The organism is Steroidobacter cummioxidans (assembly GCF_003104955.1).
This window is the reverse complement of sequence record NZ_LSRW01000009.1, coordinates 67,869-86,424: the sequence shown is the minus strand read 5'-3', so window position 1 is coordinate 86,424 and position 18,556 is coordinate 67,869. Positions and strand designations below refer to the sequence as shown.

The following is an 18,556-nucleotide window of genomic DNA, read 5'->3' as shown; positions in this document are numbered from 1 at the left end:
GCGCGCCCGGCACGCGTTGGGGTTATTCGATAATGAACAGGGGCTGGCCGAATTCGACCGGATCGCCATTCTTCACCAGCACGGCCGTGACGCGGCCGGACTTGTCGGACTCGATCTGATTCATCATCTTCATGGCTTCGATGATGCAGAGAGTGTCGCCGACGTTGACCTCGGTGCCGATGTCGACGAAGGGCTTCGCGCCCGGCGAGGCGGCGGAATAGTAGGTGCCGACCATCGGCGCCGTCACGGTGTGATCGGCCTTGCTCGGAGCAGGCGCGGCAGCAGGAGCTGCGGCAATGACGGGGGCAGCGGCAACGGGTGCGGCAACCGGCGGAGCTGCATAGTGCACGACCGGCGCGGGCGCGCCGCCTTGCGGATAGCGGCTGATGCGCACCGACTCCTCGCCCTCACTGATCTCGATCTCGGCGATGCCGGATTCCTCGAGCAGCTCGATGAGTTTTTTGACCTTACGAATATCCATACGGATCCTCTTGTTCTTTTCCTGCGGGAGCGCGGAAAGAGTGCGAAAAATGCCAGATGTTACTTACGAGGGAGTGCCAGGTAGTTGGCCGCCGCGCGCAGCGCCAGCTCGTACCCGAAAGCACCCAGTCCCGTAATCGTGCCGATGGCGATATCGGAGAAATAAGAGTGATGGCGGAAAGGCTCCCGCGCATGCACGTTGCTCAGATGCACTTCGATGAAAGGAATCTTCACGCCCAGCAACGCATCGCGCAGCGCCACGCTGGTGTGCGTGAAGGCCGCGGGATTGAAGATGATGCAGGCGACGTGCGAGCCCGGCGCCTCATGAATGCGGCTGATCAGCTCGGCCTCGGCATTGCTCTGGAACGCCGACAGGTGGTGGCCGGATTCCGCAGCCAGCTGGCTCGCCCGGTTGACGATCTGCTCCAGCGTCACAGACCCATACGTCCCCGGCTCGCGCGTGCCGAGCAGGTTGAGATTGGGACCATTGAGGAGTAGCAGATGAGCCATGCAGGAATGGGCGCGCCGGATTCACTTTACCGAAGATGGCGGCGAGTTTAACCAGATTGGGAGCAATTTGGCGATGATCTGCGCCACGATTGCACCACGATCGCGGCCAGTTCCGGCCGTCTCGTGGGCAAATCTGCAACAGCGTGACGATCGCGTTGGTTCGGCTCAAACGCCGGAAAAACACGCTTGACTGCGTGCGAGCCGGAAAAACCGGGCAGGCATCATAGCCGATTCAGTGGTGTCGGCTAGCTTTACTCTTTGGCGGGCGGCAATTCTTGCAGTTGCTTGGCTGCAACGGCGCGGGCCGCAGCCGGCGTCAATTCGCCGCTGTTCACCCTGCGGACCGTGGCCAGCATGATTTCGGCCTGCTCCGGATGGATCTCGCCGAGGTGGAACAGCACCAGGCGCTGCTGGTTGTCGGTAAATACCGTGAAGGGAAATCCCAGCGAGCCGCGGCCAAACTTGGTGACCGCATCGAGCCCGTCTTCCTCGCCGATCAGCAGCGGATAGTCGATGCCGATCTCCTTGGCGTACTTCAGCACGTCGTCGCGGAAATCCACGGCGACGCCGACGATCTGGAAGCCTTCCGGGCCGTGCTCCGCCTGAATCTTATTCAGCAGCGGAATCTCACGGCGGCAGGGCGCGCACCAGGTCGCCCAGAAATTGACGATCATCGACTTGCCCTGCCAGCTGCGGATGGACTGGGGCTGGCCTTCGAGATTGGCGAGCGTGAAGTCGGGGAGGATTTCGGGGAGCGCATCGTCTTCAGTCGCGTCGGAGTCGATGGGCGCCGCTTCGTTGGCGCTCATTGGCTGTTCGACATTCGCGCGAGGCGCGAGCGCGAATTGATAGATGCCGAAGCCCGCGGCCGCCGCGACGAGGGCGACCACAACGTATCCAATGGGTTTCATATCAGCTGTCTCGATTAGGCGCGGCTCTCGCCGCTCAGCTGCCGAATGCAGCTTTCACGTGTTCGCGGAAGCGCTCGGCGGGCACGAATCCTACCAGCCGGAAGTCCTTACGTTCGACTCCATCGGCGCCGTAGAACGCGATGGTCGGCGGGCCGAAGATCTCGAAGCGGTTCATCAAGGCGCGGTCCGCATCGTCGTTGGCGGTCACATCAGCCTGCAACAGCACAGCGTTGGCCAGCAGCGATTGCACGCCGGGATCGGGGAAGGTGTACTTCTCCATCTCCTTGCACGACACGCACCAGTCTGCATAGAAATCCAGCATTACCGGCCGGCCCGCGGCGGTTGCGGCGGCGACGGCGTTTTCCAGATCGGCAACGGATTTGATGCGCTGGAAGGCAAGCTCGTGTTCTTGCGTGCTTGCGCCACCGCCCGCGGCCAGTCGATCCAGCGGTTTCAGCGGATCCTTGCTGCCCGAGGCCGCGCCGATCAGTAACAGGATGCCGTAAACCACTGCAATCAGGCCCAGTGCTCGCAGCGGCGCGGCGGCCGGACCACCATCGCGCGCTTTGAGGGAGAACACCCAGAAGCCGGACACTACCGCGAGTAGCGACCACAGCAGCATCACGGCAGCTTCGGGCAGCAGCGGCGAAACGAGATAAACCGCGACCCCGAGGAACAGCACGCCGAACAGGGATTTCACCGTGTCCATCCAGGGTCCCACTTTCGGCAGCAATGAGCCGGCGGATGCGCCGACGATCAGCAGCGGCACGCCCATGCCCAAGCCGGTTGCGTACAAGGCGCCGGCGCCACGTGCGATCTGGCCCGTCTGACTGATGACAGAGAGCGCCGCGATGATGGCCGGTGCGACACAAGCAGTGACGACCAGCGCCGACAGTGCGCCCATTATGAACGTGCCGACGTATGTTCCCGACCTCTGCTCATTGCTGACATTGGTCAGCTTGGTCTGCAGCGCGCTCGGCAGCTGCAGCGTGAAGGCGCCGAACATCGCCAGCGCCAGCACGACGAACAGCAAGGTCATCAGCGTGATGATCCACGGCTGCTGGAAGAACGCCTGCGGTGCTTGCTTGAATGCGAGCACGAACGCTGCGCCGGCCGCGGCATAGGTCAGCGCCATGCCCTGCACATAGGTGAACGCAAGCGAGAAGCCGCGAGTGGGTGTCACAGTGCCGCCTTGCCCCACGATGATGCCGGAGAGAATCGGGATCATCGGCAGCACACACGGGGTAAACGACAACAACACGCCGAGGCCGAAGAATGTGGCGAGCACAGCCAGCAAGTTACCGTCGCGGATCAGCGAGGCGAGGCGATCCTGCTCAGCGACTGGTGCTTGCGGCGATGACGCAGCATTCAGTGTCGTCGCCCGATCCGACGGCGGCAGCTCCAAAGAAACATTCTTGGTGATGGGGTTGTAACAAATCCCATCCTCGGCGCAGCCCTGATACGTCACTTTCAGATTCAAGGTGCCGCCCGAGCCGGCTGGGCGCGCAATCGGCAGCGAGGCTTCGAGGACTTCGTGATAGACCTCGGTGTCGCCGAAGTACTCGTCGTGTTTCGGATCGCCCTTGGGCAGCTGCAGCTTGCCCAGCGTCACGTTCGGCGTGTCGGTCGTGACCTGGATGCGATCTCTGTAAAGGTAGTAGTTCTCGGCGATGATCCACGTCAGTGCTACCGAGTCCGGCTGCTCCATGCCAGCGCCGAAACGAAACGCTTCGTCGGGCGGCAGGAAGTCATCTTGTTTATTGCCGCCGGGCGACTTCGATTTGAACAGCGAGCTCAATCCAGCGCCGCCCGCGCTCTTGGCTACGGTTGCGGCCGCCGGCAGATCGATCTCGGTTTTCCAGCGCTGCGGCGGATAGCACAGGCCGGCATCGGCGCAGCCTTGCAGCTTCAATTCGAGGGCGAGTTTCTTGGGCCGCTCGGCGCCGTGGACCGTGAATGCGACCGGCACGTCGACGCTGCCACGATAGATTTCCTGCGTGCCGAAATAGTCATCGGTGTGGTCCTCACCCTTGGGCCACTCGGGTTCGGCGAGCTGCACGGTCGCCATGGTCGAGGCCACGCCCATCTTCTTTTTATAGAGGTAGTAGCCCGGCGCGACTTGCCAGCGGACCACGATGCGATCGCCGGCGGCGTCGATCGTGTACCGATAGGCCTGCTGGGGCGGCAGGAAGTCATCCTTCGCCAGAGCAGGTTGGGCGAGCGCGAGCCAGGCCAGTGCCGCCGCTGCGAGCCAGCTCATCCATCCAGATCGATGCCTGTCGATGTTCAAGTTATTCGCCTTCGGTGTTTTCGCCCACGCCGGTTCGGACCCACTGCAGATAGCGTTCGTTCCCGCCCAGCACCGGCAGGACCAGCAGCTCCGGCAATTCGTAAGGGTGCAGGGCCTGCAATCGTGCCTCCAGCTGCGCCAGCCGCCCCGCCGTGGTTTTGATGATTAACAGAATCTCGGCGTCGTCCTGGAGACGGCCGTCCCAGAAGTAGGTCGAGGCCACGCCCGCCACCCGATTCACACAGGTTGCCAATCGCTCGCCCACCAAAGCCTCGGCCAGACGCCTGGCGGTGGCCTCGTCCGGGCAGGTCGAAAGAGCCACAATCACTTGCTCGGTCATGGGGTTACACTCGCGTGACGCGGCGCGCAGCATAGCCAATTGCAGGCTCGGATGGCAGTGCCCTGCGGGTTACATGGGGGTCATCACGAGCGCCAAATTCGACTTGAAATATCCCTTTCGCTGCCTATTATTAGCACCCGCCTGGGGTGAGTGCTAACGGCTCAGCCGTGGCGTTCCGCCCCCAAGATTTCGAACAACCGACTTTTCCACATCAATCCATTCGCAAACTAGCTTTGCCGAGGTTTGAGCTATGGCTGACAAACTGAAGATTCGCCCCCTGCACGATCGCGTGATCATCAAGCGCCTGGAAGAGGAGCGTACCTCCCCCGGCGGTATCGTGATTCCGGACTCGGCCACCGAGAAGCCGATCAAGGGCAAGGTCGTTGCCGTCGGCAAGGGCAAGATCCTGGAGAACGGCGAAGTGCGCGCCCTGGACGTGAAGGTTGGCGACAACATTCTGTTCGGCAAGTACAGCGGCACCGAAGTGAAGGTCGACGGCGAGGAGCTGCTGGTCATGCGTGAAGAAGACGTCATGGCCGTGATCGAGAAGTAATCGATCGCTCCCTCCCAAGAATTTCCGAATTAGAGGTTGAACTCACATGGCAGCTAAAGAAGTACGTTTCAGCGATGACGCGCGCGCGCGCATGCTCAAGGGTGTGAACATCCTGGCGAACGCGGTCAAAGCCACGCTCGGCCCCAAGGGCCGCAACGCGGTGCTCGAGAAGAGCTTCGGCGCCCCCACCGTCACCAAGGACGGCGTGTCGGTCGCGAAGGAAATCGAGCTCAAGGACAAGTTCGAGAACATGGGCGCGCAGATGGTGAAGGAAGTCGCTTCCAACACCTCTGACGAGGCTGGCGACGGCACCACCACCGCCACCGTGCTGGCCCAGGCGATCGTGCGCGAAGGCCTGAAGGCCGTTGCCGCCGGCGCCAACCCGATGGACCTCAAGCGCGGCATCGACGCTGGCGTCGCCGCTGCTGTGGAAGAGCTGAAGAAGCTCTCCAAGCCCTGCAAGGATCAGAAGGCCATCGCGCAGGTCGGCACGATCTCCGCGAACTCCGACGAGTCGATCGGCAAGACCATTGCCGACGCCATGGAGAAGGTCGGTAAGGAAGGCGTGATCACCGTCGAAGAAGGCTCGGGCCTGCAGAACGAGCTGGATGTCGTCGAAGGCATGCAGTTCGACCGCGGCTACCTGTCGCCGTACTTCATCAACAACCAGCAGAACCAGACTGCCGAGCTCGACAACCCGTACATCCTGCTGTACGAAAAGAAGATCTCCAACGTCCGCGAAATGCTGCCGCTGCTGGAAGGCATCGCGAAGGCTGGCCGTCCGCTGCTGATCGTCGCTGAAGATGTCGAAGGCGAAGCGCTGGCGACCCTGGTCGTGAACACCATCCGTGGCATCGTCAAGGTTGCCGCTGTGAAGGCCCCGGGCTTCGGCGATCGCCGCAAGGCCATGCTGCAGGATATCGCAGTGCTGACCGGTGGCACCGTGATCTCCGACGAAGTCGGTCTGTCGCTGGAGAAGGCGACCCTGAACGACATGGGCGAAGCCAAGAAGATCGTGGTGGAGAAGGAAAACAGCACCATCATCGACGGCAAGGGCAAGAACAGCGACATCAAGGCTCGCGTCGAGCAGATCCGTCGTCAGATCGAAGAAGCCACTTCGGACTACGACAAGGAGAAGCTGCAGGAGCGCGTTGCCAAGCTGTCTGGCGGCGTTGCCGTGATCAAGGTCGGCGCTGCCACCGAGATCGAAATGAAGGAAAAGAAGGCTCGCGTCGAAGACGCGCTGCATGCCACCCGCGCCGCCGTTGAAGAAGGCGTGGTTCCCGGCGGTGGCGTGGCGCTGATCCGTGCGCAGAAGGCTGTCGAGAAGCTGGAAGGCAAGAACGAAGATCAGGCCTTCGGCATCCGCATCCTGTCGCGCTCGATCGAAGAGCCGCTGCGTCAGATCGTCACCAACGCGGGTGAAGACGCCGCTGTGGTGCTGGCGAAGGTGAAGGAAGGCAAGGGCACGTTCGGCTACAACGCCGCTTCCGGCGATTACGGCGACATGCTCGACCTGGGCATCCTGGATCCGACCAAGGTGACGCGTCTGGCCCTGCAGAACGCCGCTTCCGTGGCCGGCCTGCTGCTGACGACCGAAGTGATGATCGCCGAAGCCCCGAAGGAAGAGGCTGATCACGCTCACGGCGCGCCCGGCGGCATGGGTGGCATGGGCGGTATGGATATGTAATCGACCCGGTCTCGCGACCGGATCGATTCGATCCTCGAAAAGCCCCGCTTCGGCGGGGCTTTTCTTTTCCCCGCCGGTCTAGGGCGGGATTCTCTCGGCCAATCGCGGTTCACTGCCGGTGAGGATGCCGGCGCGTCGCTCAGTCCCTGGTAAGATCTGCACGAGCTGCAAAGGAGGAGCGTCATGGCTTGGTGGGCCTGGATGATCGTCGCCGCGATCTCGCTCGCGTTCGAGATGTTCGTGCTCGACGCGCAGTTCTACCTGGTGTTCTTCGGCATCTCCGCCGCCATCATCGGCTTCCTCGGCCTCACTGGCGTAAATTTGCCGGATTGGGCGCAATGGCTGTCGCTGTCCGTGCTCGCCGTCGTTTCGATGGTCACTTTCCGCAAGCGTGCGTATGACATCGTGCGCAACCGCACCGGCCAGGTCGAAGAGCGCTTGACCGTCGGTGACCACGTCACGGTGCCGGTGCGACTGGAGCCGTCACAAACCTGCCGCGTCGACTATCGCGGCTCTTCCTGGACTGCGCGCAACGTCGATGAAACGACGATCGAAGCCGGTCGCGAGGCGGTGATCGCACGCGTCGACGGCCTGGTTCTGCTGGTGCGCGCGAGTGCCTGACGCGTCTGCCTTTCTTTAGTCACAAAACCCGGAGGTTCCCGTGAGCGCAACCATGTATGTGGTGCTGGCCATCCTTGTGCTGGTGTTCATCGTCCTGATGAAGACCGCCATCGTCGTGCCTCAGCAGAGCGCGTTCGTGGTCGAAACGCTCGGTCGTTATAGCCGGACCATTCAGGCGGGCTTTCATATCCTGGTGCCGTTCGTCGAGCGTATCGCCTACAAACATACGCTCAAGGAAGAGGCGCTCGATATTCCCGAGCAGGTGTGTATCACCAAGGACAACGTGCAGGTCGGCGTCGACGGCGTGTTGTACATGCAGGTGCTCGATGCGCGCAGCGCCTCGTATGGCATCACCAACTACAGGTTTGCCATCATCCAGCTGGCGCAGACTACGCTGCGCAGTGAGATCGGCAAGATCGATCTCGATCGCACGTTCGAAGCGCGCGCCACGATCAATGCCAATGTGGTCAGCGAGCTGGATCATGCGTCGGCTGCGTGGGGCGTCAAGGTCCTGCGCTACGAGATCAAGAACATCAACCCGCCCAAGGACGTGCTGCACGCGATGGAAAAGCAGATGCGCGCCGAGCGAGAGAAGCGCGCCGTGGTGCTTACGTCGGAAGGCGATCGCGACGCCAAGATCAACCAGGCGGAAGGCGAGAAACAGCGCGTCATCAAGGAATCCGAGGCGAAGAAGCAGCAGCAGATCAATGAGGCGCAGGGTCAGGCTGAAGCCATTCTTGCCGTTGCCACTGCAACTGCCGAAGGTTTGAAGCGCGTTGGTATCGCGCTGGCGGGTCAGGGCGGTATGGAAGCCATGCAGCTGCGGGTCGCCGAAGAGTACGTGAAGCAGTTCGGCCGGCTGGCGGACGAGGCGTCGAGCACGCTGATCGTGCCGGCGACGCTGAGCGACATCTCTTCGATGATCGCGATGGCCACCAGCGTCGTGAAGCAGCAGAACAAGACCAGCTGATCCTCAAAGAGGGGACGGATCTATCTGTCCCCTTCTTACCGCTGTGAATGCAGCAGCCGGCTCACGACGCGCTCGAGTTGTGTCAACGTGCCGCATTCGTCCACTTGATGACAGTAGGGCGAGTAGTGGCGCATCTCCGAGTCGCCGGTGTTCCACATCGATCGGGCCTCGGGATTGAGCCAGATCACGCGCCGTGCGCGGTCGTAAATTTCCTTGAGAACGTCGGTGCGCGTGTCGCTGTAGTTATTGCGCGCGTCACCGAGCATGATGACCGTGGAGCGCTTGTCGATTTCATCGAGGCAGAGCTTGCGGAAATCGGCCAGGGCCTGGCCGTAATCGGTCGAGCCGCTGCCGTACTGACGCAGCGCCAGCGCGATCGCGTCGTCGATGTTGTTGCGGGCGAACAGATCGGAGACTTCGCCGAGATCGGACGAGAAGGCGAACGAGCGTACCTTCGGCAGCACTTCCTCCAGGCTGTAAAGAAACATCAGCATGAAGCGCGCGTAGTTCGCGACCGAGCCGCTGACGTCGCAGATCGCGAAGACCTTGGGCTGGTCCGTCTTCACTGACTTCCACTGCAGGTCGAAGATCGCGTCGTCGTATTTCAGATTCCGTCGAAGGGTGCGTGGCACGTGCAGTTGGCCGCGACGAAACACCTTGCGTCGGCGCGAGTAGGCGGCAACGAGCTTTCTCGCCATCCGCTGCACGAGATCCTGAAGCAGGCGGTGGTGGCGCTGTTCAAGCGTCGAAAGTCGCAGGTTGCGAAGCAGGCTCTCACGCAGTCGTCGGCCGGTGACATCGGCGTGCAACAGAAACTGATGTTCGACATGGTCACGCACTCGCTCACGCAACCAATCGCGTCGTCGTCCGAGATCCTGCGCCAACCGGCGATCGGGAATGGCGTCGCTCGTCGTCAGCGTGAATATTTCCTGCTGTAGCTCGGCGTGGCCCATCGCCTCGAGAATGCGTCGGGTGTACACGCCTTTCTGCGTGAACAGCTCGATCTGATGCACGTTGACTTGCTGGCCAGCCGCGCTGATGGCTATGTTGATCTCGATTGTGTTCGCTCGCGTGAGCAGCTGACCGAGCGCGGATTGAGCAGCGGACATCTCCCCGCTATCGAGCGATTCGGCGCTGTCGGCACTTTCGCGAACGGATTGCGTCGCAGTGCTTGGGCCTTGGCCGCGCCCCGTGCGTTTGCCCTGCGAATCGCCGCTGCCGCCGGCATCGGCATTTCCCGGCTGAGCGCCGTCAGCATCGGTCGTCTCGCTGGCGCCGTCGTCTGTGAGCGCGTCCGATGTCGGCAGCGGCGAGCGCTCCCTGAACGAGAAGAACTGATCGAAGCACGTGTCGAATGCCGCTTTCTCGTCTGGCGTCTTGGGCAGCACGAGCGCGAGGCTGTCTTTCAACAGCTGGCGGTCGCGATAGCCCACCAAATGCACGGTGCTGAACGCGTCGAGCGTTTCCGCCGTGGAGATACGGACATCGGCGTTGCGCAGCGCCCGAATGAAATTGGTGAGCAACTGGTCCATGACGTGATGCTTTCGTCAGGAACGGGCCGCCTTGTCGGTCAGGTTGCGCAATTCGGGCTGCACGCTCTCGATGTCTTCCTGGAACTTCAGGATCACGTTCATGGTGTTACGCACCAGCTCTGAGTCGAGCCGATCTGCGTGCAGCAGCAGCAGCGTGCGCGCCCAGTCGATGGTCTCACTGATCGAGGGCACTTTCTTCAGGTCCAGCTCGCGCAGATCGTGAATGAATCGAACCAGTTGCTCACGCAGGTGCGGAGCGATCTCCGGAACTCGGGCGTTGACGATGCGCTGTTCCAACGCGATGTCCGGAAACGGAATGTACAAATGCAGGCAGCGGCGCTTGAGCGCGTCGGAGATCTCGCGCGTGTTGTTGCTGGTCAGGAACACGAGCGGCGGTGTGTGCCGCGCCTTTACCGTGCCGATCTCCGGAATCGAAACCTGGTAGTCCGACAGGAGTTCCAGCAGCAGCGACTCGAACTCGTGATCGGACTTGTCCACCTCGTCGATGAGCAGCACGCAGCCGCGCTCTTCGCGCAGCGCCTTCAGCAGCGGCCGAGCTTCCAGGAACTCCTCGGAGAAAAAGATATCGCCGAACTCATGCAGCCGCTTCACGGACTCGGCAAAGCCTTTCGCGCCTTGCAGAACTTCATCGAGCGTCTGCTTGAGCACTTGGGTATAGAGCAGCTGCTTGCCGTACTTCCACTCGTACAGCGCCTTGGCTTCGTCCAGCCCTTCGTAGCACTGCAGGCGGATCAGCGGCAGCTCGAACATCTCGGCCGTGGTCTTGGCAAGCTCGGTCTTGCCAACGCCGGGTGGGCCTTCGATCAGCACGGGCTTGCGCAGGTGATAAGCGAGATACACCGCAGTGGCGATCTGATCGGAGCAGATGTAGCGGTGCGCCTCCAGGTGCTGCTTCAACGAGGGGACGGACGCGGCAATGCTTGGAATATCGGCCATGGTCATGAGTGTCCACCTCGGACAGCGCCGATGCAATCAGCCAGCGCCGGCACTGGCTGGGCGGTGGTGATTTGGACTGCTGGGTGGGAGGGATGCGAGGTTTGCTTTAAGCTTCCGTGCTCATGAGCTGCGCCATCGCCTTCGAGCATGTCACTCACCGCTATGACCATGCGGTCGCGGTGAACGATGTCAGCCTGCGGGTCGAGCCGGGCGAGACCGTCGCGCTGATCGGGCCCAGCGGCTGCGGCAAGTCGACGCTGCTCAAGCTCGCTGCCGGACTGGTCTGGCCGCAGCAGGGCACGGTTTTCGTGACCGATCGCGCGCTGGCTCCGGACAACCTGCTGGAGATTCGGCATCGCATTGGTTACGTGATCCAGTCCGGCGGTCTGTTCCCGCATTTGAGCGCGGTGGACAACGTGACGTTGGCCGCTCGTTTCCTGAAGCGCGACCGGCAATGGATTGCGGGGCGAGTCGCCGAGCTGGCCGAGCTCGTGCAGTTGCCTCGCGACGCACTGGATCGTTTCCCCAACGACCTCTCTGGCGGCCAGCGTCAGCGCATCAGCCTGATGCGCGCATTGATGCTCGATCCCGCCGTACTGCTGCTCGATGAGCCGCTGGGCGCGCTCGATCCCATGGTGCGGCATGGCTTGCAGGAGGATCTGCGCCGTTTGTTTCAGCGCCTGAAGAAATCGGTGCTGCTGGTGACCCATGACATGGCGGAAGCGGCGTTCTTTTCGCAGAACATCGTGCTGATGCGTGACGGCAAGATCGTGCAGCGGGGCAGCTATCGAGATCTCATCGACGCGCCCGCCGAGCAGTTCGTCAGTGACTTCGTGAAAGCGCAGCGGGGTCTACATGCAGAGGCGCTCGATGCCTGACTTGCGCTGCCTTGGTGTAATGTTGGCGATGGTCGCGCTGAGCTTCAGTTCAGCGACGCTCGCGGCAACGACCGTTATCGGCTCCAAGGCATTTACCGAGTCAGTGATTCTCGGCGAGATCGCCACTCAGCTGACGGAGGAGGCCGGCTTCGACGCCGAGCATCGACGTCAGCTCGGCGGCACGCGGGTGCTGTGGAGCGCGCTGATCCGCGGCGATATCCAATGCTATCCCGAATATACCGGGACGCTTCGCACCGAGATCTTCTCGAACCAGAACATCAGCAGCGATACTGAACTGCGCGAGGTGTTGGCTAGGCAGTCGATCTGGACGTCGGAATCGCTGGGCTTCAACAACACCTACGTGCTCGGCATGCGGCGCGATCGAGCGGCCGAGCTGGGCCTCACGCGCATGTCGCAGCTGGCCAATCATCCGACGCTGCGGTTTGGCTTCAGCAACGAGTTCATGGAGCGGGCGGATGGCTGGCCAGGCATTCGCGCTCGCTACCGGTTGCCTCAACAGGATGTTCGCGGCCTGTCGCATGATCTTGCCTATCGCGGGATCGAGTCGCGCTCGCTGGACGTCACCGATCTGTATTCCACGGATGCGGAGATCGTCCACTATGATCTGATTACGCTCATCGACGATGCCAGGTTCTTCCCCGTCTATGACGCCATCATCCTGTGTCGCAATGACGTGCCCGACGCGATCCGAGGCTCGTTGAATCGTCTCGGCGGGCAAATCAATGAAATGACCATGACCAAGATGAATGCGCGCGCTGCACTGGATCGCGAGCCCGAGGCGCAGATCGCGGCAAGCTTTCTGCGCGATCAATTGCATGTGAGTGCGGAAGCGAAAGTGCAGTCACGCTTCGCTCGCATCTGGCAGCGAACGCGCGAGCACTTGGCCATGGTGGGCATCTCGCTCGGCTTGGCGGTGGTCGTCGCGGTGCCATTGGGCATCATCGCGTTCTATCGTCGTGGTGTCGGACGGGTGGTGTTTGCGATTGCCGATATCCTGCAAACATTGCCAGCGCTGGCGTTGTTGGTGTTCCTGATCCCGTGGCTCGGCATCGGTTATGCGCCAGCCATTGTCGCCCTGTTCTTGTACAGCGTGCTGCCGATTCTGAGAAACACGCACACTGGGTTGGCCGATATTCCACGCGATCTGCGCGAGTCTGCTGAAGCGCTTGGCCTGCCGCGCATCGCGAGGTTGCGCTACGTCGAGTTGCCGCTCGCAGCGCGCTCGATGCTTGCTGGCGTGAGAACGGCTGCTGTGATCAATGTGGGCACGGCGACGCTCGGCGCGCTGATCGGTGCGGGCGGCTATGGTCAACCCATTCTTACGGGCATCCGGCTCGATGACACCAAGTTGATTCTGGAAGGCGCGGTGCCCGCGGCACTGCTCGCGTTGCTCGTCCAATGGGTGTTCGGCTGGATCGAACGTCGCTGGGTCACTGCGAAATAGGAATCACAATCGCAGCTTTCTGATCAGCGTCTGTGCATCCACAGGGGCGCGCAACTTCACATCGGTATTGTCGAAATAACAATAGACGTCCCGTGGCTTCGACGTCGGTGGCTTGTGCTTGGTGATCTTCTGGGTGCTTGGCAGCTCGCCGCCGCGATGCCAGGCCTCGATTCGCTTGGCCCACTTGTCCAGGGCCCGATCGCTGTAGCCGCTCTGATAGAGCGTCTTGTCGCCGTGCAGGCGCATGTACACGAAGTCGGCGGTGATGTCGTGCATCATTGGAAACCGCTGCGCTGTTTCCGCGATCACCAGTGCGACATTGTGCTCGCGAAGCAGATCGATGAACGAGGCGTCGCAGAAGCTCTCATGGCGAATCTCCATCGCGTGTCGTAGCGGTCGCTGCGCATCGATCGCCAGTCTCGATCGTCCGGTCATTCGGAAATCACGGCGGCGCGCCAGCTTCAATGCCGCTGCGGTATCGCGCGGCAACAACTCGAAGAATGTTGTGAGCTTTTGCCGGTCAAATCTGAAGTTGGGCGGAAATTGCCAGAGTATGGGCCCGAGCTTGCGGCGCAGGTTGAATACGCCCGAGGCGAAGAAATTCGCGAGCGGTGTCTCCACATCGCGAAGTTTTTTCATGTGCGTGATGAAGCGTGGTCCTTTGACCGCGAACACGAAATCCGCCGGGGTTTCGTCGTGCCAGCTTTGGTAACTCGCCGGATACTGCAACGAATAGAAGGAGCCGTTGATCTCGATCGTCGGCAGCACGCGCGAGGCGTAGTGCAGTTCCAGGCGCTGAGCGAGATCCTTCGGATAAAACACCCCGCGCCACGGCGTATAGCGCCATCCGGAAATACCAATTCGTATGCGGGCCATGTCCTGCAACGATTCTCGGCCATTTCAGGTGCCGTCATCACATTCGCACTGTTCGAGATATTGCTCCGTAGGTCGCAACGCGGAACTCTCCTTTCAAGCGTGCGTTGAATTCTGTTGCAGATGTCATTGAAATTTGCTGGTCGTCATCATGAACAAACAAATCGGGTCTGCGGTGAATCGCGCGTTGGCAGGTCGCCGGTACGTATTGCCGGTGGGCATGCTTCTGTGTTGTGCGTCTGGCAGTGCGTTCGCGTCAGGCTTCGCATTGCTCGAACAAAGTGCGAGCAGGCTCGGTACTGCCTTCTCTGGAACGACGGCGGCCGCCGACGACGCTACTACGATTTTCTACAATCCTGCCGGCATGTCGAAGCTCACCGATATGCAAGTGCTCGTGGTGGCGAGCGGCGTGCGAATCAGCTCCACATTCCACAACGAAAACTCCCAAGCCGCACTCGGGCAGCCGCTGGGGGATGAAGGCGGCGATGCCGGTAGTTGGAACGCGGTACCTGCCGCTTATTTCGCGCTGCCGATAAACGATCAGTTCGCTTTCGGTTTCGGCATCAATGCGCCGTTCGGTTTGCAGCTGGAGTACGGCAACGGCTGGATGGGCCGCTTCCAGGCGCTGAACAACGAGATCAAGACTTATAACTTCAATCCGGCGTTGTCCTGGCGCGTGAACAAGCAGTTGAGCTTCGGTATTGGCGCGAACTATCAGCGCATTCAGGCCGAGCTGACCAACTCGGTGAACTACACCGCGGTCGTTGCGCAGGGTTTGCAAAACCTGGTAGCCGCCGGCCAGGTGCCCGCCCTGCTCGTGCCGGATCTGATTAGAGCTAACGCCGGTCTCGAAGGTCACACTGCAGTGCGCGGTGATGACGACGCCTGGGGATTCAACGCCGGCGTGCTGTTCGAATTCTCCGACGACACGCGCGTGGGATTGTCGTATCGCTCAACGATCGATTACACGGTTGAAGGTTCGGTGCGATTCACTGCGCCGACGTCATCGAATCTGATCGGCGCTGGCATTATCGCGGCAGCATCTGCGCCGGGCGCGGCGCTGGCGACCGGTCCGGCCAGCGTAGAGCTGAAGCTGCCCGACATCGCGACCGCTTCGTTTTATCACCGCATGGGCAAGATCGAATTGATGGCCGATGTCGCCTGGACGGGCTGGAGCAGCATTCAAGAGTTGCGCATCGTGCGCGACACCGGCGAAGTCCTGTCGGTGACACCGGAGCGTTGGAAAGACACGTGGCGTTACGCAGTGGGCGCGACGTATCAGCTCAACGATCAGTGGAAGTTGCGCGGAGGTGTGGCCTACGACGGGACGAACGTTCCGGACAGCACGCGTACTGCGCGCCTGCCTGATTCGGAGCGCACCTGGATCGCCATCGGTGCGCAATGGAATCTGAGTGACGCGTGGGTCGTCGACATGGGCTATGCGCACTTGTTCGCCAACGATGTGCCGTTGCGCCAGGATGACGGCAATGCGGCTGCGCGAGGCTTCTTGATCGGCAACCAGAAGTCGGCCGTCGATATCGTCAGCGCGCAGGTCGTTTACAAGTTCTGAGCGTTGATGCGCTCGGACAGTATCGTGTAGTTGCGATGCAGGGTCTGCACGAACTGCTGCAGATCCTGCAAGGTGCCGGTGTTGACGATGACGTCATCGGCAGCATCCAGTCGGTCTTCCCGAGACGCCTGCGCGGCGAGAATCTGTCGAGCTTGTTCCGGGCTGGATCCGTCGCGGGCCAACAAACGTTCCAGCTGCGCTTCCTCGCTGGTGTCGACCAGCAAGACGCGATCGTATAAGTCGGCGCGGCCGCTTTCGATGAGCAACGGGATGACGTGAATTTGATAAGGGCCTTCGGCGCGCTGCGCGCGCTGAGCCAATTCTTCTCGAATCGCCGGATGCGTAATCGCTTCGAGCTGCTTGCGTTGCGCGGGATCGGCAAACACTCGCGTGCGCATGCGGGCGCGATCGAGGCGGCCGTTCGCATCCAGGATTTCACTGCCAAATTCCGCGACCAGCCTGGCCAGCGTCGGAGTGCCCGGCTCGACCACGTCGCGTGCGATCTGATCGGTATCGAACACCGGTGCGCCAAGCTGCACGAACAGCTCCGCGACGGCGCTCTTGCCGCTGGCGATGCCGCCAGTCAGCCCTATCAACAGGGGTCGAAAAGTCTTTTCAGCACTCGGATTCATCGCGGCCAGTGTAGGAGGCCAGCGAGCACCGGGCAATGCGCCTCTTCAGGAGTTGTGAGCTAATTCAGCTGGCGCGGTGCCAGTACAAGCTCATCAGTCGGTCGCCCCACATCAGCGCGATCCAGCCGGCGGCAGCAAGGAAGGGGCCGAAGGGGATTGGGATCCGTTTGTCGCGGCCCTGGAAGATCATCAGTGCGATGCCGACCGCTGCGCCGGTGAACGCGGACATCAGAATGATGAGCAGCAGCTTTTGCCAGCCGAACCAAGCACCGAACGCGGCAAACAGCTTGAAGTCGCCGTAGCCCATGCCGTCCTGCTTGGCGATCAGCTTGTAGGCCTTGTTGACGGTCCAGAGGCTCATGTAGCCGGCCGCCGCGCCAAGGATGCTGGAGTGCGCATCGACGGGCAGGCCGAACTCAGGCAGCGTCGGCACGACGCTCATCAGCAGGCCCAGCCAGAGCAAGGGGAGCGTGATGTCGTCGAGCAGCAGCATGCGGTCGAGGTCGATCACGGTCAGTGCGACCAGTGCCCAGGTGAGCACGAGCGCCGCCCCGCAGTACCAGGTGAAGCCGAACTTCCACGCCACCGCCGCCGATAGCACGCCAGTGACGAACTCGACCACCGGATAGCGAATCGGAATCCTGGTCTTGCAGTTGGCGCAGGCACCGCGCAAGAACAGGTAACTGATGATCGGAATGTTCTGCAGCGCCGTGATCTGCGCGCCGCACTTCGGGCAGGCAGAGCGAGGAACGACGAGGTTATACGGCTGAGGCTTATCCGCTTCGGTTCGTGGCGGATCGTAGATGTCCGGGCCGAGAATATCCCGAGCCTGCTCCCGCCATTCCCGCTCCTTCATGAGGGGCAGGCGATGAATGACAACGTTGAGGAAGCTGCCGATCAGCAGGCCGAGCACCAGCATCGACACGGTCCACGCAGTCGGTGAGGAGGTCAGGAGGTAGAGCAGGGAGCCCAGCAGGTCTTGCATGGTCGTTAAAAAAACGCCGCGCCACTCGTCATCGGAGGGCGCGGCGCTTGTTTGTTATTGAGGTCGCAGACGGAGGTTACACCACCGCGCCGAGTTTGAAGATCGGCAGATACATCGCAATGACCAGGCCGCCGACCAGTACGCCGAGGATGGCCATGATGAGCGGCTCGAGCAAGCTGCTCATCGCATCCACCGCCGCGTCCACGTCGGCTTCATAGAAGTCCGCGACCTTGCCGGCCATGGCGTCGAGCGAGCCGGATTCTTCACCGACCGCGATCATCTGAATCACCATGTTGGGGAACAGGCCGGTGGATTCCATCGAGCGTTGCAGGCGCTGACCCGTCGAGACCTCGTCGCGAATCCTCAGCGTGGCTTCCTCGAAGACGATGTTACCGGTCGCGCCGGCGACGGAAGTCAACGCTTCGACCAGCGGCACGCCGGCAGCGAACATGGTCGCGAGCGTGCGGGCGTAGCGCGCGATTGCGGCCTTTTCCATGATCGGTCCTACGACTGGAGCCTTGAGCAGCATGCGATCGAGGGTGCGACGCATCGGGCGAGAGCGCTTCTTGAAATAGAAGAACGCATAACCCACGCCGCCGGCCACCAGAGCTATGTAGATACCGCTCTCCTGCACGAACTTCGACATGTTGATGACCATCTGCGTGAACGCGGGCAGATCGGCGCCGAAGCCTTTAAACAGGGACTCGAACTGTGGAATCACGAAGATCAGCAGGATGACGGTGACGATTACGGCCACCGCAAGCACCGCCGCAGGATAGAACAGTGCCTTCTTGATCTTTTTCTTCAGCGCCTCGGTCTTCTCTTTGTACGTGGCGATCTTGTCGAGCAGTGTTTCCAGCGCACCGGCCTGTTCGCCGGCCTCCACCAGATTTACAAACAGGTCGTCGAAGTACAGCGGATGCTTGCTCAGGGCTTCGTGCAGCGAGGTGCCCGACTCGATATCGGCCTTGATCGCCAGCACCAGTTTCTGTACCGACGGTTTATCGTGGCCATTACCGATGATGTCGAAACACTGCACCATCGGAATACCCGCTTGCAGCATCGTGGCGAGCTGGCGGGCGAACAGTGCAATGTCGGCGGCATCGACTTTCTTGCCGCTCTTGAACAGCTGCATTTCCTTGCGCACGCTCTTCGCGAGCACGCCTTGACGACGCAGATCGGCTTTGACCGCGGCTTCGGACACCGCGAGCATCTTTCCTTTGATGCGCTTGCCTTTCTTGTCCGTGCCTTCCCAGACGTAGGGGAACTGCTGGCTGGATGCTGCTTGGGCCATTGTCT

At 61.4% G+C, this 18,556-nt stretch carries 18 protein-coding genes; 7 read left to right on the top strand and 11 right to left on the bottom strand.

What is annotated here, in order from left to right; genetic code table 11:
* Positions 1-22 precede the first annotated feature (22 nt).
* The 5 genes from accB to cutA all read right to left on the bottom strand — a co-directional run bounded on the left by accB (position 23) and on the right by cutA (position 4,531).
* Positions 23-481, bottom strand: coding sequence for an acetyl-CoA carboxylase biotin carboxyl carrier protein (accB, locus tag D0550_RS06395; protein ID WP_116808277.1), 459 nt, complete (start codon positions 479-481; stop codon positions 23-25).
* Positions 482-540: 59 nt separating this feature from the next.
* The gene (gene aroQ / locus D0550_RS06390; protein WP_116808276.1) at positions 541-990 is read right to left on the bottom strand and encodes a type II 3-dehydroquinate dehydratase; all 450 of its coding nucleotides are present in this window, start codon (positions 988-990) and stop codon (positions 541-543) included.
* Between the two features lie 251 nt (positions 991-1,241).
* Entirely contained in the window at positions 1,242-1,799 is a 558-nt protein-coding gene (locus D0550_RS06380) for a TlpA family protein disulfide reductase (RefSeq protein WP_161965666.1), read from the bottom strand.
* 136 nt (positions 1,800-1,935) lie between these two features.
* Positions 1,936-4,161, bottom strand: coding sequence for a protein-disulfide reductase DsbD (locus D0550_RS06375; protein WP_116808273.1), 2,226 nt, complete (start codon positions 4,159-4,161; stop codon positions 1,936-1,938).
* Positions 4,162-4,192: 31 nt separating this feature from the next.
* Positions 4,193-4,531: a divalent-cation tolerance protein CutA gene (gene cutA, locus D0550_RS06370; RefSeq protein WP_116808272.1), complete on the bottom strand. Its 339-nt coding sequence runs from the start codon at positions 4,529-4,531 to the stop codon at positions 4,193-4,195.
* 262 nt (positions 4,532-4,793) lie between these two features.
* Here cutA and groES point away from each other — a divergent pair, with 262 nt between their 5' ends.
* From groES to D0550_RS06350, 4 genes are all read left to right on the top strand, one after another.
* The gene (gene groES, locus D0550_RS06365) at positions 4,794-5,084 is read left to right on the top strand and encodes a co-chaperone GroES (RefSeq protein ID WP_116808371.1); all 291 of its coding nucleotides are present in this window, start codon (positions 4,794-4,796) and stop codon (positions 5,082-5,084) included.
* A 46-nt stretch (positions 5,085-5,130) separates the two neighbouring features.
* A complete protein-coding gene (gene groL, locus D0550_RS06360) occupies positions 5,131-6,774 on the top strand; it encodes a chaperonin GroEL (protein ID WP_116808271.1) in 1,644 nt (547 codons plus the stop codon).
* A gap of 183 nt (positions 6,775-6,957) precedes the next feature.
* Complete coding sequence (locus D0550_RS06355) at positions 6,958-7,395, top strand: NfeD family protein (protein WP_116808270.1); 438 nt, start codon at positions 6,958-6,960, stop codon at positions 7,393-7,395.
* Positions 7,396-7,447: 52 nt separating this feature from the next.
* Positions 7,448-8,365, top strand: a complete 918-nt coding sequence (locus D0550_RS06350) for an SPFH domain-containing protein (RefSeq protein ID WP_116808269.1) — start codon at positions 7,448-7,450, stop codon at positions 8,363-8,365.
* Positions 8,366-8,400: 35 nt separating this feature from the next.
* Here the strand turns inward: D0550_RS06350 and D0550_RS06345 are convergent, their stop codons facing one another.
* Both D0550_RS06345 and D0550_RS06340 read right to left on the bottom strand, forming a co-directional pair.
* On the bottom strand, positions 8,401-9,897 hold the full coding sequence (locus tag D0550_RS06345) for a VWA domain-containing protein (protein WP_116808268.1): 1,497 nt from the start codon (positions 9,895-9,897) through the stop codon (positions 8,401-8,403).
* Between the two features lie 15 nt (positions 9,898-9,912).
* Entirely contained in the window at positions 9,913-10,860 is a 948-nt protein-coding gene (locus D0550_RS06340; RefSeq protein WP_116808267.1) for an AAA family ATPase, read from the bottom strand.
* 116 nt (positions 10,861-10,976) lie between these two features.
* On the opposite strand from D0550_RS06340, the gene D0550_RS06335 reads away from it, so the two are divergent.
* Both D0550_RS06335 and D0550_RS06330 read left to right on the top strand, forming a co-directional pair.
* Positions 10,977-11,732: an ATP-binding cassette domain-containing protein gene (locus tag D0550_RS06335; RefSeq protein WP_116808266.1), complete on the top strand. Its 756-nt coding sequence runs from the start codon at positions 10,977-10,979 to the stop codon at positions 11,730-11,732.
* A complete protein-coding gene (locus D0550_RS06330) occupies positions 11,725-13,197 on the top strand; it encodes an ABC transporter permease/substrate-binding protein (protein ID WP_206606128.1) in 1,473 nt (490 codons plus the stop codon). The genes D0550_RS06335 and D0550_RS06330 overlap by 8 nt, the downstream gene beginning before the upstream one ends.
* 3 nt (positions 13,198-13,200) lie before the next feature.
* Here the strand turns inward: D0550_RS06330 and D0550_RS06325 are convergent, their stop codons facing one another.
* The gene (locus D0550_RS06325) at positions 13,201-14,073 is read right to left on the bottom strand and encodes a DUF72 domain-containing protein (RefSeq protein WP_116808264.1); all 873 of its coding nucleotides are present in this window, start codon (positions 14,071-14,073) and stop codon (positions 13,201-13,203) included.
* A gap of 148 nt (positions 14,074-14,221) precedes the next feature.
* On the opposite strand from D0550_RS06325, the gene D0550_RS06320 reads away from it, so the two are divergent.
* On the top strand, positions 14,222-15,640 hold the full coding sequence (locus D0550_RS06320; protein WP_153067070.1) for an OmpP1/FadL family transporter: 1,419 nt from the start codon (positions 14,222-14,224) through the stop codon (positions 15,638-15,640).
* On the opposite strand, the gene coaE is transcribed toward D0550_RS06320, so the two are convergent.
* The 3 genes from coaE to D0550_RS06305 all read right to left on the bottom strand — a co-directional run bounded on the left by coaE (position 15,628) and on the right by D0550_RS06305 (position 18,551).
* Positions 15,628-16,272 carry a dephospho-CoA kinase gene (coaE, locus tag D0550_RS06315; RefSeq protein ID WP_116808262.1) on the bottom strand — a complete coding sequence of 215 codons (645 nt, stop codon included), beginning with the start codon at positions 16,270-16,272 and terminating at the stop codon, positions 15,628-15,630. The two genes, D0550_RS06320 and coaE, sit on opposite strands and share 13 nt — an antisense overlap.
* Before the next feature lie 64 nt (positions 16,273-16,336).
* Positions 16,337-17,257: a prepilin peptidase gene (locus tag D0550_RS06310; protein ID WP_116808261.1), complete on the bottom strand. Its 921-nt coding sequence runs from the start codon at positions 17,255-17,257 to the stop codon at positions 16,337-16,339.
* 76 nt (positions 17,258-17,333) lie between these two features.
* The gene (locus D0550_RS06305) at positions 17,334-18,551 is read right to left on the bottom strand and encodes a type II secretion system F family protein (protein ID WP_116808260.1); all 1,218 of its coding nucleotides are present in this window, start codon (positions 18,549-18,551) and stop codon (positions 17,334-17,336) included.
* Positions 18,552-18,556: the final 5 nt, after the last annotated feature.

What these genes read in the sequence shown, in the direction of transcription:
- accB (WP_116808277.1), bottom strand. Translation starts at nt 481, where the DNA reads ATGGATATTCGTAAGGTCAAAAAACTCATCGAGCTGCTCGAGGAATCC.
- aroQ (WP_116808276.1), bottom strand. Translation starts at nt 990, where the DNA reads ATGGCTCATCTGCTACTCCTCAATGGTCCCAATCTCAACCTGCTCGGC.
- D0550_RS06380 (WP_161965666.1), bottom strand. Translation starts at nt 1,799, where the DNA reads ATGAGCGCCAACGAAGCGGCGCCCATCGACTCCGACGCGACTGAAGAC.
- D0550_RS06375 (WP_116808273.1), bottom strand. Translation starts at nt 4,161, where the DNA reads ATGAGCTGGCTCGCAGCGGCGGCACTGGCCTGGCTCGCGCTCGCCCAA.
- cutA (WP_116808272.1), bottom strand. Translation starts at nt 4,531, where the DNA reads ATGACCGAGCAAGTGATTGTGGCTCTTTCGACCTGCCCGGACGAGGCC.
- groL (WP_116808271.1), top strand. Translation starts at nt 5,131, where the DNA reads ATGGCAGCTAAAGAAGTACGTTTCAGCGATGACGCGCGCGCGCGCATG.
- D0550_RS06355 (WP_116808270.1), top strand. Translation starts at nt 6,958, where the DNA reads ATGGCTTGGTGGGCCTGGATGATCGTCGCCGCGATCTCGCTCGCGTTC.
- D0550_RS06350 (WP_116808269.1), top strand. Translation starts at nt 7,448, where the DNA reads ATGTATGTGGTGCTGGCCATCCTTGTGCTGGTGTTCATCGTCCTGATG.
- D0550_RS06345 (WP_116808268.1), bottom strand. Translation starts at nt 9,897, where the DNA reads ATGGACCAGTTGCTCACCAATTTCATTCGGGCGCTGCGCAACGCCGAT.
- D0550_RS06340 (WP_116808267.1), bottom strand. Translation starts at nt 10,860, where the DNA reads ATGACCATGGCCGATATTCCAAGCATTGCCGCGTCCGTCCCCTCGTTG.
- D0550_RS06335 (WP_116808266.1), top strand. Translation starts at nt 10,977, where the DNA reads ATGAGCTGCGCCATCGCCTTCGAGCATGTCACTCACCGCTATGACCAT.
- D0550_RS06330 (WP_206606128.1), top strand. Translation starts at nt 11,725, where the DNA reads ATGCCTGACTTGCGCTGCCTTGGTGTAATGTTGGCGATGGTCGCGCTG.
- D0550_RS06325 (WP_116808264.1), bottom strand. Translation starts at nt 14,073, where the DNA reads ATGGCCCGCATACGAATTGGTATTTCCGGATGGCGCTATACGCCGTGG.
- D0550_RS06320 (WP_153067070.1), top strand. Translation starts at nt 14,222, where the DNA reads ATGAACAAACAAATCGGGTCTGCGGTGAATCGCGCGTTGGCAGGTCGC.
- coaE (WP_116808262.1), bottom strand. Translation starts at nt 16,272, where the DNA reads ATGAATCCGAGTGCTGAAAAGACTTTTCGACCCCTGTTGATAGGGCTG.
- D0550_RS06310 (WP_116808261.1), bottom strand. Translation starts at nt 17,257, where the DNA reads ATGCAAGACCTGCTGGGCTCCCTGCTCTACCTCCTGACCTCCTCACCG.
- D0550_RS06305 (WP_116808260.1), bottom strand. Translation starts at nt 18,551, where the DNA reads ATGGCCCAAGCAGCATCCAGCCAGCAGTTCCCCTACGTCTGGGAAGGC.